15 protein-coding genes are annotated in these 13,688 nt (G+C 56.5%); 6 read left to right on the plus strand and 9 right to left on the minus strand.

The genetic code is table 11. From position 1 onward, the window contains the following. Window positions 1-2: 2 nt before the first annotated feature. From DA792_RS03500 to DA792_RS03520, 5 genes are all read left to right on the plus strand, one after another. A complete protein-coding gene (locus tag DA792_RS03500; protein ID WP_107718122.1) occupies window positions 3-644 on the plus strand; it encodes a phosphoribosylanthranilate isomerase in 642 nt (213 codons plus the stop codon). 99 nt (window positions 645-743) lie between these two features. Then, on the plus strand, window positions 744-1,994 hold the full coding sequence (gene trpB / locus DA792_RS03505; protein WP_107718124.1) for a tryptophan synthase subunit beta: 1,251 nt from the start codon (window positions 744-746) through the stop codon (window positions 1,992-1,994). 221 nt (window positions 1,995-2,215) lie between these two features. After that, window positions 2,216-2,680, plus strand: coding sequence for a hypothetical protein (locus DA792_RS03510; RefSeq protein ID WP_107718126.1), 465 nt, complete (start codon window positions 2,216-2,218; stop codon window positions 2,678-2,680). 106 nt (window positions 2,681-2,786) lie between these two features. Next, complete coding sequence (locus DA792_RS03515) at window positions 2,787-3,290, plus strand: hypothetical protein (RefSeq protein WP_107718129.1); 504 nt, start codon at window positions 2,787-2,789, stop codon at window positions 3,288-3,290. A 39-nt stretch (window positions 3,291-3,329) separates the two neighbouring features. Beyond that, entirely contained in the window at window positions 3,330-3,851 is a 522-nt protein-coding gene (locus tag DA792_RS03520; protein WP_254679344.1) for a helix-turn-helix transcriptional regulator, read from the plus strand. On the opposite strand, the gene DA792_RS03525 is transcribed toward DA792_RS03520, so the two are convergent. From DA792_RS03525 to DA792_RS03540, 4 genes are all read right to left on the minus strand, one after another. After that, window positions 3,848-4,228 carry a DUF2237 family protein gene (locus tag DA792_RS03525; RefSeq protein ID WP_107718131.1) on the minus strand — a complete coding sequence of 127 codons (381 nt, stop codon included), beginning with the start codon at window positions 4,226-4,228 and terminating at the stop codon, window positions 3,848-3,850. The two genes, DA792_RS03520 and DA792_RS03525, sit on opposite strands and share 4 nt — an antisense overlap. A gap of 57 nt (window positions 4,229-4,285) precedes the next feature. Next, the gene (gene pth / locus DA792_RS03530) at window positions 4,286-4,972 is read right to left on the minus strand and encodes an aminoacyl-tRNA hydrolase (protein WP_107718133.1); all 687 of its coding nucleotides are present in this window, start codon (window positions 4,970-4,972) and stop codon (window positions 4,286-4,288) included. Window positions 4,973-5,002: 30 nt separating this feature from the next. Further along, window positions 5,003-5,740 carry a glycerophosphodiester phosphodiesterase gene (locus DA792_RS03535; protein ID WP_107718135.1) on the minus strand — a complete coding sequence of 246 codons (738 nt, stop codon included), beginning with the start codon at window positions 5,738-5,740 and terminating at the stop codon, window positions 5,003-5,005. Window positions 5,741-5,864: 124 nt separating this feature from the next. After that, window positions 5,865-6,488 (minus strand): 50S ribosomal protein L25/general stress protein Ctc, encoded by a 624-nt coding sequence (locus DA792_RS03540; protein WP_107718137.1) that lies wholly within the window; start codon window positions 6,486-6,488, stop codon window positions 5,865-5,867. A gap of 223 nt (window positions 6,489-6,711) precedes the next feature. On the opposite strand from DA792_RS03540, the gene DA792_RS03545 reads away from it, so the two are divergent. Further along, window positions 6,712-7,869 carry an MFS transporter gene (locus DA792_RS03545; protein ID WP_159075149.1) on the plus strand — a complete coding sequence of 386 codons (1,158 nt, stop codon included), beginning with the start codon at window positions 6,712-6,714 and terminating at the stop codon, window positions 7,867-7,869. A 6-nt stretch (window positions 7,870-7,875) separates the two neighbouring features. Here the strand turns inward: DA792_RS03545 and DA792_RS03550 are convergent, their stop codons facing one another. From DA792_RS03550 to trpA, 5 genes are all read right to left on the minus strand, one after another. Further along, on the minus strand, window positions 7,876-9,039 hold the full coding sequence (locus DA792_RS03550; RefSeq protein ID WP_107718141.1) for an alpha-hydroxy acid oxidase: 1,164 nt from the start codon (window positions 9,037-9,039) through the stop codon (window positions 7,876-7,878). 175 nt (window positions 9,040-9,214) lie between these two features. Further along, window positions 9,215-9,880 (minus strand): hypothetical protein, encoded by a 666-nt coding sequence (locus DA792_RS03555; RefSeq protein ID WP_159075150.1) that lies wholly within the window; start codon window positions 9,878-9,880, stop codon window positions 9,215-9,217. 338 nt (window positions 9,881-10,218) lie between these two features. Then, window positions 10,219-11,463, minus strand: coding sequence for a saccharopine dehydrogenase family protein (locus tag DA792_RS03565; protein WP_107718148.1), 1,245 nt, complete (start codon window positions 11,461-11,463; stop codon window positions 10,219-10,221). A gap of 43 nt (window positions 11,464-11,506) precedes the next feature. After that, window positions 11,507-12,601: a carboxynorspermidine decarboxylase gene (locus DA792_RS03570; RefSeq protein WP_107718150.1), complete on the minus strand. Its 1,095-nt coding sequence runs from the start codon at window positions 12,599-12,601 to the stop codon at window positions 11,507-11,509. 189 nt (window positions 12,602-12,790) lie between these two features. After that, the gene (gene trpA, locus DA792_RS03575) at window positions 12,791-13,582 is read right to left on the minus strand and encodes a tryptophan synthase subunit alpha (protein WP_107718152.1); all 792 of its coding nucleotides are present in this window, start codon (window positions 13,580-13,582) and stop codon (window positions 12,791-12,793) included. Window positions 13,583-13,688: the final 106 nt, after the last annotated feature.

Consider the following 13,688-nt stretch of genomic DNA (forward strand, 5'->3'; position numbering starts at 1 on the left):
CCATGGACACACGTGTTAAAATTTGCGGGCTGAGCACGCCTGAGACGGTCGACGTGGCTGTTGAGGCCGGAGCGCAATATTTAGGCTTTGTGTTTTTTCCGAAATCCCCCCGCTATGTCGATATTCCCCAAGCGCGTGCGCTGGCGGTTGAGGTGCCTACGGGGGTGGCCAAGGTCGCTTTGGTGGTGAATGCCACCGATGCGGAACTGGATCGGATCACCGATCAGGTGCCGCTCGATATGCTGCAACTTCACGGCACGGAAAGCCTTGATCGGGTGTCGGACATCCGTGCGCGCTATGGCTTGCCGGTGATGAAGGCTGTGGGCGTCTCTGGGCCTGAAGATTTGGCGGCGCTGGATGCCTATGGCATGGTCGCGGATCAGATTTTGGTCGATACCAAAGCCCCAAAAGGCGCGGTCATTCCCGGTGGCAATGGTGTCTCCTTTGATTGGCGGCTGATTTCCAAACGGGCATGGAATGCGCCGTGGATGTTGGCGGGTGGATTGACGGCGGACAACGTGGTCTCTGCGATCCAAATGACTGGCGCGAAACAGGTTGATTTGTCCTCTGGCGTCGAAAGCGCGCCAGGGGTGAAGGACCCGGCCAAAATACGCGCCTTTATGGCCGCCATCCGGGGCGCCTGACCGGCTTTTTCGAGTATTTTCCCTGCAATGAAGACGGGCGCGCTTTACCGGCCCGCGCCCGTGAGCTACATCCATGTGGATCCGCAAAGGAGCATCGCGATGAACGATCTTTTCAACAGCTTCATGAACGGCCCTGACGAAAAGGGCCGCTTTGGCAATTACGGCGGGCGGTTCGTGTCTGAGACACTGATGCCGCTGATCCTCTCTTTGGAAGAGGAATATGAGAAAGCCAAGGTCGACCCTGAATTTTGGGCCGAAATGGAGGATCTGTGGAAACACTATGTTGGTCGTCCAAGCCCGCTCTATTACGCGCAAAAGATGACCGAAGAGTTGGGCGGCGCGAAGATTTATCTCAAGCGCGACGAGCTCAACCATACCGGGGCACATAAAATCAACAATGTGCTGGGCCAGATTATTTTGGCGCGCCGCATGGGCAAAACCCGGATCATCGCTGAAACCGGCGCGGGGCAGCACGGGGTGGCCACGGCGACGGTGTGTGCCAAATTTGGCCTGAAATGCGTGGTCTATATGGGCGCGCATGATGTCGAGCGGCAAATGCCCAACGTGTTCCGGATGCAGCTTTTGGGGGCCGAGGTTGTGCCGGTGAAATCCGGTCGCGGCACGTTGAAAGACGCGATGAACGATGCGCTGCGCGATTGGGTGACCAATGTGCGCGACACGTTCTATTGCATCGGCACGGTGGCCGGGCCGCATCCATACCCGGCAATGGTGCGCGATTTTCAATCCATCATCGGCAAAGAGGTCCGGTGGCAGTTGCCCGAGCAAGAGGGCGAAGGCCGTTTGCCCGATACAGTGATCGCGGCGATTGGGGGCGGTTCCAACGCCATGGGGCTGTTCTATCCGTTCCTCGATGAGGAGAGCGTCAACATCATCGGCGTCGAAGCGGGTGGCAAAGGCGTGGACGAGAAAATGGAACATTGCGCCTCTTTGACGGGCGGGCGTCCGGGCGTGTTGCATGGCAACCGCACCTATTTGCTGCAAGACGACGATGGGCAGATTCTCGAAGGCTTCTCGATTTCTGCCGGTTTGGATTATCCGGGCATTGGGCCAGAGCACGCGTGGCTCAATGACATCGGTCGCGCCAAATATGTCTCGATCACCGACAAAGAGGCGTTGGAAGCGTTCCAGTTTTCCTGCCGCACCGAAGGCATCATCCCGGCGCTCGAACCGTCGCACGCGTTGGCCCATGTGATGAAATTGGCGCCGACCTTGCCGAAAGACCATATCATCGTGATGAACATGTGTGGGCGCGGCGACAAAGACATCTTTACTGTGGCACGCCATCTGGGCGTGAACATCGCGGGCTCTGAGGGTCGCGATCTTAAATAAAGTAAATATATCAATGCGCTATGAGGGTCGTTCCTGTTGGGAGCGGCCCTTTTTCATACCCTAAACTCAGGTTTAGGGCCGTAGGGCGGGGGTTTATGGCACCGGGTTTAGTCCCGTGGTTGGTAGAACTCAGTCAGGTTTGTCGGTGAAGGTGAGGCCATGCCGGGCGTGATCCCACGCCCCATTCATTGAAACCTGATCCCTTCGAAAAGGACCGACCCATGCATAAAGTACTTTTGACATCCATCGCCTTCTTTGCCGCAGCAGTCCCCGTTTCGGCATTTGCCGAGCTGACCACGCAAGAGATTGTCGATATGTTCCCCGGCGCGCAAAAAATCGAAATCAAACGCCGCGCCAGCACCACCAAAGTGGAGGTGCTTGTGGATGGTGAAAAGATCGAAGTGACCTTTGACAATGCCACCAACCAAATCCGCAAACGGGAGAGTGAGCGTCTTTCCGACAATGATTTGGCGGATGAGCTTGATGACATTGAGCAGCATAATGGTGATACTTATGCTGACGATGATCATGGTCGAGATGAAGGCGATGATGTAAGTGACGACGATGATGCCAACGACGATGACCATGGCAGCTCTCACGACAGTGGTGACGACCATGGCGACGATGATGGTGGCGACGATGATGATGGCGACGACAGCGACGATGATGGTGGCGACGACCACTAACCCCCGCGGGCGTTCCGCCTTTGGCACGGCGCATAGCTGTGCCAAATGACCCCATGACGTCCCCCGCGAAACCGCGCGGGAGACGTTTTTTAGGTGAGGATAGACGATGAATCGAAGACGCTTTTTTATAGGGCTGTCTGCGGCGCTCACCATGGGCGGGGCCGCACGGGCACAGCCTGCCGAAGATATGATCCTTGCGCAATTACGTCAGCAGGGGTTCAAAAAGATCACTGTGGGCCGCACTTTGTTGGGGCGGACGCGCTTTGTGGCGACGGGCAACGGTCAAAGGCGTGAGATCATTCTCAATCCGGTCACCGGCGAAATTTTGCGTGATTTTTGGCAGGATGAGATGGGGAACAAAGCCCCGCGGATTGTTGACAGTTCGGGGGGGCGAGATGACCGGCAGGGGCCGGAGGACGACACATCGTCCGATGAGGATAATGAGGCTGAGGACAGCCAGGACGATGATCAAAACGATGACCAAGACGATGACCAAGACGACGACAACAGCTCCTCAGATCACGACGACCACGAGGATAGCCGCGACGAGAACGACAAAGAGGATGACGGTGGAGACGACGACGAGTCTGACGACGACAGCGAGGACTGAGCAGAGGCCGCAATCCCATTTTATGCGGCAAAGGGAGGGATGCGTTTGCAAGAACGCTATATAATTTTGACGATTTTCATCGTGCAGGCCATCTGCGCGTTTTTCTTTGTCTCCGACATCCTTGGATCTGTGATCGGTCTTCGTGCCAACCCGATCGCGTGGCAAACCCGTGAGCTTATCGAAATTCTGGCCGCTGTCGGGCTGCTCCTTGGCCTTGGGCTGGGGGGGATTGCGCTTCATCGTTCATTGCGTCACCGGCAAAGAGCCGAGGATAAATTGCGCCGGGCCTCGTCGGCTTTTGTCGATGTGTTGGAGGAACGATTTGCGACCTGGTCGCTGACACCCGCCGAACGCGATGTGGCGTTGTTTTTGATCAAGGGCCTGTCCATTTCCGATATTGCGTCGGTGCGCGCCACATCGGAAGGCACGGTCAAGGCACAGATGGGCGCGGTCTACCGCAAAGCGGGCGTGAGTGGCGCGGCCCAGCTGTTGAGTCTGTTCATTGATGATTTGATGGATGGTGTCACGGTTGAGACATTACGCGACGATGAAGCCGCCTAAAGTGCCTCTATGGCATGGGCTTTGAGCACCTCAAGAGGCACAATCTCAAGGGCGCGGTTATGGGTCGCACGCAGGGACACTTTGGGCGCACAGCCCTCATCATGAGCCTGAAAAAACCGTGCCGCACAAAGGCACCACGCATCCCCCGGCTTGAGCCCGGCAAAGCCAAACTCTGGCCGCGGCGTCGACAGATCATTTCCGACATATTTGGAATAGGCGAGAAATTCGTCGGTCATCACCGCGCAGACGGTGTGCGAGCCGGCATCTTCAGCGCAAGTGTTGCACGACCCATCGCGAAAAAAGCCCGTCATCGGATCGGTCGAGCAGGGCGCCAAAGCGCCGCCCAGAACATTGATCGACGGGGAAGGGGTGACCATCGCGCATCTCCTTTCGGATCAAGGTAGAGGGTGTGGCTCCGTGGTCAAGGGGACGGCCTAACGGAATTTGTCGCGCAACGTGTCGAAAGGCGATTTTGGTGCCTCAGGCTTGTCTGACGTCGGGGCCGGGGGAATGGGTTTTGGATCGCCCGCTTTGGCTCCGGTCGAGGGCCGGGGCGGGTTGGTGCGCAAGGCGACGGCATTGGAAAATTTCGCAGCCTCGCCCGCGGCCAGAGACGCCGCACCATCGGAACAGCCCCGGATCACATCATCAAGCCAGTTCTGATCCGCTTTGGCAAAATCTGACAGAACATAGGGCGCGACACGGTCCTTATGCCCCGGATGGCCAATGCCCAAACGCACCCGGTCATAGTCCGCTCCGATATGTTGATGAATGGAACGCAACCCGTTGTGCCCGGCATGCCCGCCGCCGGTTTTGACCCGCACCTTGCCGGGCGCGAGGTCCAACTCGTCGTGAAACACCACCACATCGGCCGAGGTGAGTTTGTAAAACCGCATCGCTTCGCCCACCGATTGGCCGGAAAGGTTCATAAAGGTTTCAGGTTTGATCAAGATCACCTTTTCGGAGCCCAGTTTGCCCTCAGACACCTGTCCCTGAAATTTGGACCGCCAAGGTGCAAATCCGTGATCCTCTGCGATCCGGTCCACAACCATAAATCCGATATTGTGGCGGTTTCCCGCATATTTCGTGCCCGGATTTCCGAGGCCGACAAACAAACGCATGGCAGTCTCCTTTGGCGAAGACCTAGCGTGTCATGGCGCTTTTGGCGAGTCCTGAGCAGTGCGAAAAGCATGAAAGTCAGAGACGTGATCGGTGTTGAGGCACCCGGCACCCCAATCCCGGATTTGGGCAAAAAGCGCGGGTGAGACTGTGTCGGAATAGACCTGGGTGGCCAATCCTGCCGCTTGCGCCGCCCTGACGTTTTCAAGGGTGAAATCATTCTCGGCGTCATCGGAGGCATAGAATTCGACGATGGTGGCGTCAAATTTTTCGGTCAACACCTCAGGTGGGCCGCGTCGCCAATGCACCATCTGGGCGACATCGGGGGCGGCGCGCAGCATATCGAGGTGCATTTGTTCTGAAAAGGAGCAGGTATAACATTGCGCGGCGATGTCGAGGCGATGGATGATTTGGGCGATGGCGTCGCAATCGGCCCACTTGACTTCGATGTAGAAGGCGGCGCGGGATTTGAAGGCGTCCAAAAACGCATCGAGACGCGGCACGGGCGTTGCCGCAAAACGCGTATCAAACCATGCGCCTGCGTCCAAAGCATCGACCTCTTTCGATGTCATCTCGGCGATCGGACCGGAGCCATTTGTGGTCCGGTCCACTGTCTCGTCATGCATCACATAAAGTACGCCATCGCGGGTTTGGCGCACGTCGAATTCAAGCACATCCCCACCCTGTGCCAAAGCAGCCTCGAAGGCGGGACATGTGTTCTCAGGTGCGCATAAGCGTGCGCCGCGGTGGCAGGCAATCTGTGTCATCATGTGCCCGTGCTAAAGGGGCGAGATCACAGGGGCATGACGATTGGGCCGGGAATTGGGGGGATGAAACGAAAAACGCGAGCCCCGAAGGACCCGCGTTTCCATGCCAGAACAGGGCGGCGGAGGATTATTCCTCTGCGACTGCCTCTTCGGTTTCTTCTTCGTCATCGGAGCTGCCAAGGCCAGCCGGTGCAGTGATGTTGGCGATCACGAAATCGCGGTCGATCACGGCTTTGGTGCCTTTAGGAAGCTCGATGTCGGAAATGTGGTACACATCGCCGATGGAGCCTTTCGAGATGTCGAGAGTGATGTGATCGGGGATATCCGCCGCAGTCACGATCAGCTCAACTTCGGTGCGCACATGAGTGACAACACCACCTTTTTTGATGCCCGGGGACACTTCTTCGCCGACGATTTCAACCGGAATGAACAGGTTGATGCGGGAGTTGCGGTGCAGACGCATGAAATCGACGTGAGTCGGAAGGTCTTTCACCACGTCGCGCTGAACGCCACGGCAAATCACGCGCACGTCGTCCTGGCCTTCAACCTTGAGGTTGAACAGTGTGGACAAGAAACGGCCTGCTTTCAGGCGTTTCAACAGCACGTTGAACGGAAGGTTGATCGGCATCGGCTCTTTGTCATCGCCGTAAACGATACCCGGCACAAACCCGTCACGACGAGCTTGGCGAGCGGCGCCCTTGCCTGTCCCCGCGCGTACCGTGGCAATAAGATCAGGAATCTCACCAGCCATTTTAAGTCTCCAAATGTTAGGGCAGGACTCCTCCAAGGCTGTAGTCCCGCATGAAGTCGCGCGTATAGGCGAGATTCTTCCGAATTGGAAGCCCCATCTTACCCACATCTGTGCGACTTGGCGTAAATGCGACTTGTGGCGGAGGCAGGGGGCGAGCTATCTATGTCAAAGCGCTTTGAATTATGCGCCTTTGACCCGTTTCAACACTGCTTTGGAGCCTGACATGGCAAAAACCTTTTTGCGTGCGCTGACACTTTCGCGTGGACCCATGTTGGCCTTGGGCGCGGTTGGCGTCATCTGGGGGACCTTCGCCGCGATGGTTCCCGTCATTAAAGCTCAGGCACAGGCCAGTGATGCCGCATTCGGCACTGCGCTATTGGGCTCCGCTGCGGGGGGAATGGTGGCGATGTATATCGCACCGAAACTCTCTGAGGCGCTCGGACGTTTCGTCCTGCTTTTTCTCGCCGTGCTGTCGGTTCTGGTGCTACAATTACCCGTCTTCGTGACATCCACAGGCCGGTTGTTGCCCGTGATGGCCGCAATGGGCATCGCTGTTGCCAGCCTCGATATCAATGCCAATCTGCGGGTGTCACAACTCGAGGACCGTCATGGCCTGCACCTTATGAACCTCAATCATGCAATGTTTTCCCTGTGTTTTGGAGCGGCAGCCGTGTTGGTGGCGGCGCTGCGTCATTCTGGGTGGAGCATTGCACAGATTTTGCCGCTCATGGGCGGGGGCGTCTTGGTGTTGGGGGCCTTGTCCTTTGAGGGGCGCGACCCGGTGGTCCCGGACACGGATGAAGAGGCCACGCCTGCGATGCCGGGTTTGCCGTGGCGTCCGATCCTGTTGGTGGCGGTGATGTTGTTTGTGTCCTTCATGGGGGAAAACGCCATCGAATCCTGGTCGGCGCTGTTTCTTGAGCGTGAACTCGGCGGCGAGGCGGGGCAGGGCGGGTTTGGCCCCTCCATGCTTGGGTTTACCATGGCTGGGTTTCGCCTTTTGGGCCATCTTGGCACACAGCGTCTCGGAGAGGCGCGCGTGGTGTTTTGGTCCGGCGTCCTTGGGGTGGTTGGCGCGTTGGTCTTGTCTCAGGCCCAAACCCAACCGATTGCCCTCTTTGGGATTGCCGTCACTGCGATTGGCATGGCGGTAATCGTGCCAACCGCGACGTCCTTGTTGGGCAAACGTGTGTCGCGCCGACACCGCAATGTCGCCATTTCGCGTGCCTGGATGTTGGGTTTTGTCGGTTTTTTTGTCGGGCCTTCAACCATCGGCTTCGTGTCCGACCATTTCGGCCTGCGCGTGGCGTTTTTATGTGTCACAGGGATGCTCGCTTTGATCATCCCTGCGGTTCTTGCATTGACCCGTGTGCAGAACTGACGGGGGTTACGCCCAGCGACCGGCGAAATCTTCGGGCACCAAGACCATATCCCGGTCGACCTGATCCACGGTTTTGCGGCCACAGAGGGCCATCGTGGTGTCCATTTCCTTTTGGATCACCTCAAGCGCCTTGGTCACGCCAGCTTCGCCCATGGCACCAAGCCCATGGACAAACGCGCGACCAATATAGGTGCCTTTTGCCCCCAGAGCCAAGGCTTTGAGCACGTCTTGACCTGAGCGGATGCCACTGTCGAGATGCACCTCAATCTTGTCGCCCACGGCGTCCATGATTTCGGGCAGCATCCGAATGGAAGACAGCGCGCCATCAAGTTGGCGTCCGCCGTGGTTGGAGACCACAATGGCATCCGCGCCGATATTGGCCGCCTGTTTGGCGTCTTCTGCGTCCAAAATGCCTTTGAGGATGACGGGGCCATCCCACATCCGGCGCAGCTCTGCGATCCGATTCCAGTCGAGTGACTGATCAAAGGCTTCCGCGGTCCATGCGCTCAGGGAGGATGGGTTGGTGACGCCCTTGGCGTGGCCGACGATATTGCCGAAAAAGCGCCGTTTGGTGCCGAGCATCTCAAGGCCCCACTGCGCCTTGGTCATCATATTGGCGATGGATTTTGGTGTGAGCTTGGGCGGAGCGGAGAGGCCGTTTTTCAGATCTTTGTGGCGCTGGCCCATGATTTGCAAATCAACGGTGATTACCAGAGCCGAACATTTGGCGTCCGTGGCGCGGGCGATCAAACGGCGCATGAATTCATCGTCTTTGAGGGTGTAAACCTGAAACCAAAAGGGTTTTCCGGTATGTTCGGCGACGTCTTCGATGGAACAGATCGACATGGTTGACAGGGTGAAGGGGACGCCAAATTTCGCCGCGGCTTTCGCCGCTTTGATTTCGCCATCGGCCCGTTGCATCCCGGTCAGCCCGACAGGGGCGAGGGCCACAGGCATGGCCACATCCTGTCCGATCATTTTAGAGGCGGTGGAGCGGCCCGTCATGTCCACGGCGATGCGTTGGCGCAGACGGATTTTGTCAAAATCGGTAACGTTTTCGCGAAAGGTCTGCTCGGTCCAGGACCCGCTTTCGCAATAGTCATAGAACATCTTTGGCGTGCGCATTTTGTGCAGCCGTTTGAGATCATAAATATTGGTTATGACGGGCATCTCTGATCCTAACTGGTCAAATTGGTTTTCTTAATTAACCAATTTGCACATATTGAGGCCGGAGCCAAGACCAATTGCTGCGACGTTTTGCACGGGCATAGTCGCACATCGGGTCCGCCACGTTTCGAGAGGGGTGCGTTGCCCAAAGCCCGAGACTGATGAGGGGGGTGGCAGATTAGAGGCTCATGAAAATAGCAATGTTCTCGTGGAGTTTCATGTTTAGAAATTCAATGCCATAGGACATGTCTGGCAATAGGTTGATCATATCTTGGCCATTCGGGTCTTCGATGACCCCTTCAAACAGCGTTTCGAGCCCGACCCAGTCTTGCCACGTGTTGAACGCCGCCTGTTCAAGCACATCTGACTGTGGGGCGGGGGCGCTTGCCGGGCGCACGAAGGTCAGCTCAAAGATATTCTGATCGAAAGTGGCAAGGATGTCTTTGAGCGTCTCCACCTGTGCCGCACTCACTTGCGACTTGTGCGCGAGATGAATGAGACAGGCCTCTTTGCCTGCTTCTTGCAACAGTCGACTTTGATTTGTAGCGGTGGTGATGATCCTGGTTCGGACCAATTTTTCTGGCGCTTGGTTCACAGAGGTCTGAAGCTCCAGAGATTGTGCAACATTGCGCCAGAGTTTTTCCAGAGATTGCGATTTAAACGTGAGTTTAAGCACCTCTTCATCTGTCAGACCTGTCTCCGATAGAAAGGTCGCCGCTTTTTTGTCGAGCCCTTTCCAAACCATTTCGACAGAGCCAATTTGGGTGCGGATATTGCCATTGGTGATCGGGGGGATGGCGTCATTGCCCTCAGCAAGGGCCACAAGCGCCGTAGAAATCTCCATGCGGGTTTGTTCGATCACCCGACGATTTCGAGCGACGTCGATCCCGGCCTGGGCAAAACAGATGCTGCTGACAAGGCGATGACCAAGGGCCCCTGTTCCCCGACCAAAAGCACATGTTGGTCGTATGAGGCCTCGCCGTCCGAGGCGTGCAGGGCGCCGACATTGGAGGCTACAGTTAAGAAAATCACAAAGAGGAGGCGAATGAAGGGCATGGACGTCTCGCTGGTTTCAATATCTTGACCTTGCGCGATTCGCCTTTCTACACTCTTAAATTACGTCCAGAGAACATAAAAAAGCCCGCCATACAGCGGGCTTTTTGAGTGCGGTGAGTAGCGGGTTTATACGTCCCAGGCTTTGTCTTCGCCGCCGAGGCCGCCGATCTGGACGCGGGTCGGCAGACCCATTTTGTCCAGCAGCGTAAAGAACGGCTTTGGGTCCATTTCTTCAACGTTTTTCATGGTTTTTGCGTCCCATGCGCCAGAGGCCACCAACATGGCAGCGGCCACGGGCGGCACGCCTGCGGTGTAGGAAATGCCTTGCGATCCGACCTCTTCATAGGCCTCTTTGTGATCGGCAACGTTGTAGACAAACATCTCAACCTCTTTGCCGTCTTTCACGCCCCTTACCAAATCCCCGATACAGGTTTTTCCGGTGTAATCGGGAGCCAAAGACGACGGATCAGGCAGCACGGCTTTGACGACTTTGAGCGGCACGACCTCTTGGCCCTCGGCGGTCTTTACCGGATGTTCAGACAAAAGACCTAGGTTTTTCAAAACGGTAAAGACGTTGATGTAATGGTCGCCAAACCCCATCCAGAACCGCACATCGGCTTTGGGGTAGTTTGCGGCGAGGCTGTGAACCTCGTCATGGCCGGATTGATAGGCCTTTTGTACGCCAACAACGGGCAAGTCCCACTCGCGGCCAGAGGCGAACATTGACGTCTCTTTCCATTGCTGGTCTTCCCAATAGTAGACCGTGCCCGTGAATTCGCGAAAGTTGATTTCTGGGTCAAAGTTGGTGGCGAAATATTTACCATGCGATCCAGCGTTGATGTCGACGATGTCGATGGATTTGACCTCGTCCATTTGATCGGCGGCAAAGCGGGCAAAGGCATTGACCACACCCGGATCGAACCCTGCGCCCAAGATCGCGGTCACGCCTTTCTCGGCGCAGAGATCGCGTTTTTTCCACTCGTAATTGCCATACCAAGGCGGGATTTCACAAATTTTCGCCGGGTCTTCGTGGATGGCAGTGTCGATATAGGCCGCACCCGTTTCGATACAGGCATCCATCACCGTCATGTTCACAAACGCGGAGCCGACGTTGATCACGATCTGGGCGCCGATGTCACGGATCAGGGTCGCAACGGCCGCACTATCCATCGCATCGACCTGATGGGCCGCAAGAACGCCCTCTTGTTTCATCGCGCCTTTGGCATGCACGGTCTCAAGGATGGAGTCGCATTTCGAAAGCGTCCGGCTGGCGATATGAATATCTCCCAGCACATCGTTGTTTTGAGCGCATTTATGCGCCACGACCTGAGCGACGCCGCCAGCGCCAATGATGAGTACGTTCCGTTTCAACGGTCGAGACCCCCTATCGTTTGGGTGGTGAATGAAAGCAGGCTCAGCCGAGCGCCGCGACGAAATCCTGATACCCGAAAGAGCGGGCCAGAGTGATGGAGCCATCCAATTCGCGCAGGGCGATGGAGGGCATTTGCACACCGTTAAACCAGTTCTTTTTAACCATTGTGTAACCGGCTGCGTCTTGAATCGAAATTTTATCGCCAATTTCAAGCGGTTTGTCGAACAAGGCATCGCCAAAGATGTCCCCGGCCAAACAGGTTTTTCCCGCGATTTGATAGGCATGGTGGCCATTTTGCGGCAATTTTGCCGTCTCGCGGTAGATCAACAGATCAAGCATATGCGCCTCAATCGAACTGTCGACGATGGCAACTTTTTTACCGTTATCAATGATATCCAAAACAGAGACTTCCAACGTGGTTGAGCCGGTGATCGAGGCCTCGCCGGGCTCAAGATAGACCTGAACGCCCATGGCATCAGAGAAGGCTTTGAGGCGATCCGCGAGCTTGTCCAGTGGATAGTCATCTCCGGTAAAATGAATGCCGCCACCCAAAGAGACCCAGTCCAAACGTTTCAAAAACGTGCCAAACTCGGCCTCAATCCGGGTCAATTGTGCCGAAAACAGATCAAAATCGCGGTTTTCACAATTATAGTGGATCATCACGCCGTTGATCCGATCCAGCGCGCCCTCCAGCCGGTCCATGTCCCATTCACCTAGGCGCGAAAACGGTCGGGCCGGATCCGCGAGATCAAAACCCGAGGTCGAAAATCGTGGATTGAGACGCAGGCCGGTGGCAATGCCCGATGCTTTGTCGCCAAAGCGGTCCAGCTGCCCGAGAGAGTTGAAAATCAGCTTATCGGCATGGCTGACCGCCTCGTCAATCTCGTGATCGGCCCAACCAACGGAATAGCCGTGGGTCTCTTTTCCGAATTTTTCCGCCCCAAGTTTCAGCTCATAGAGCGACGACGAGGTCGTTCCGTCCATATAGTCGCGCATAAAATCGAACGCCGGCCATGTGGAAAAACATTTGAGCGCCAAAAGCGCTTTTGCCCCAGAGCGCTCGCGCAGCCGGGCAATTTTTTCCATGTTGGGCAACAAGCGCGCCTTGTCGATGAGGTAGTAAGGCGTCTGGATCATCGTGGGTCCCCTCACGGTTTCAAAAGGGATGAACGGTGTGAGGGGCACTTAGGGCGATTCACCCTCTAGGGCAAGAAAAATACGGATGTACCGCCTCTGCCCTCATGTCCGTATTTGGAGGTGGAGCGGGAAAAGCATTGCGCTCCCCCGGCAAGAAATGCGCTATGTTTTTGGCGTATAAAGAACAGGTTAGGCGCGATGTGTGCCCTCAGCCAAGGCGGCAACATAGGCGATGATCTCATCCACCGACTTGCCTTGTGCGATCTCGTTCACAATCGCCGACCCGACCACGGTGCCATCCGCAACGGCGGCGATTTCTTGCGCCTTCTCCGGCGTACGCACGCCAAAGCCCACGATCACAGGCAGATCGGTCTTGGCCTTGATCCGGGCCACTTCGGGGGCGACATCGGCGCCAGAGGCCGCCGCGGCCCCCGTGATCCCAGTGATCGAAACGTAATACACAAAGCCCGAGGTGTTGGTCAGCACTTTTGGCAGACGTTTGTCATCGGTCGTTGGCGTGGCCAAGCGAATGAAATTCATCCCGGCCTTTTGCGCCGGAAGACACAGTTCGTCATCTTCTTCGGGCGGCAGATCAACGATGATCAACCCATCAATCCCGGCCTCAACCGCATCGACTAAAAATGTGTCGACACCGCGCGAATAGATCGGGTTGTAATAGCCCATCAAAACGATCGGGGTGGTGGTATCGCCTTTGCGAAATTCTGCTGCCATATCAAGGGTCTTTTGCAAGGTCATCCCGTGATCCAGTGCGCGCTGACCGGCCAGTTGAATGGTCGGGCCATCGGCCATCGGATCGGTAAAGGGCAGCCCCAGTTCGATGATGTCCACACCTGCGCGGGGCAGGGCTTTGACAATCTCAAGCGACTTTTCAACATCGGGATCACCGGCCATCACATAGGCGACAAAGGCTTTTTTGCCCTGAGCTTTGAGCTCGGCGAATTTGGCGTCGATGCGGGTCATAGGGGCCTCCGGCTTGCAAGTCTTCACCGGGTTTGGCCGATCTTTGCGCTAAGTGCAATGGGGAAGGCTTGCGCGAGGCCTCTTTGCGCCTTAGACACGCGTGGAA

It is taken from the genome of Celeribacter baekdonensis (genome assembly GCF_003047105.1).
GTDB classification, from domain to species: Bacteria; Pseudomonadota; Alphaproteobacteria; order Rhodobacterales; family Rhodobacteraceae; genus Celeribacter; species Celeribacter baekdonensis_B.

Coding starts and splice junctions, on each gene's coding strand:
- DA792_RS03540 (WP_107718137.1), bottom strand. CDS start 6,488: ATGGCTGGTGAGATTCCTGATCTTATTGCCACGGTACGCGCGGGGACA.
- DA792_RS03535 (WP_107718135.1), bottom strand. CDS start 5,740: ATGATGACACAGATTGCCTGCCACCGCGGCGCACGCTTATGCGCACCT.
- trpB (WP_107718124.1), top strand. CDS start 744: ATGAACGATCTTTTCAACAGCTTCATGAACGGCCCTGACGAAAAGGGC.
- trpA (WP_107718152.1), bottom strand. CDS start 13,582: ATGACCCGCATCGACGCCAAATTCGCCGAGCTCAAAGCTCAGGGCAAA.
- DA792_RS03515 (WP_107718129.1), top strand. CDS start 2,787: ATGAATCGAAGACGCTTTTTTATAGGGCTGTCTGCGGCGCTCACCATG.
- DA792_RS03550 (WP_107718141.1), bottom strand. CDS start 9,039: ATGCCCGTCATAACCAATATTTATGATCTCAAACGGCTGCACAAAATG.
- DA792_RS03555 (WP_159075150.1), bottom strand. CDS start 9,880: ATGGAGATTTCTACGGCGCTTGTGGCCCTTGCTGAGGGCAATGACGCC.
- pth (WP_107718133.1), bottom strand. CDS start 4,972: ATGCGTTTGTTTGTCGGCCTCGGAAATCCGGGCACGAAATATGCGGGA.
- DA792_RS03545 (WP_159075149.1), top strand. CDS start 6,712: ATGGCAAAAACCTTTTTGCGTGCGCTGACACTTTCGCGTGGACCCATG.
- DA792_RS03510 (WP_107718126.1), top strand. CDS start 2,216: ATGCATAAAGTACTTTTGACATCCATCGCCTTCTTTGCCGCAGCAGTC.
- DA792_RS03570 (WP_107718150.1), bottom strand. CDS start 12,601: ATGATCCAGACGCCTTACTACCTCATCGACAAGGCGCGCTTGTTGCCC.
- DA792_RS03525 (WP_107718131.1), bottom strand. CDS start 4,228: ATGGTCACCCCTTCCCCGTCGATCAATGTTCTGGGCGGCGCTTTGGCG.
- DA792_RS03500 (WP_107718122.1), top strand. CDS start 3: ATGGACACACGTGTTAAAATTTGCGGGCTGAGCACGCCTGAGACGGTC.
- DA792_RS03520 (WP_254679344.1), top strand. CDS start 3,330: ATGCGTTTGCAAGAACGCTATATAATTTTGACGATTTTCATCGTGCAG.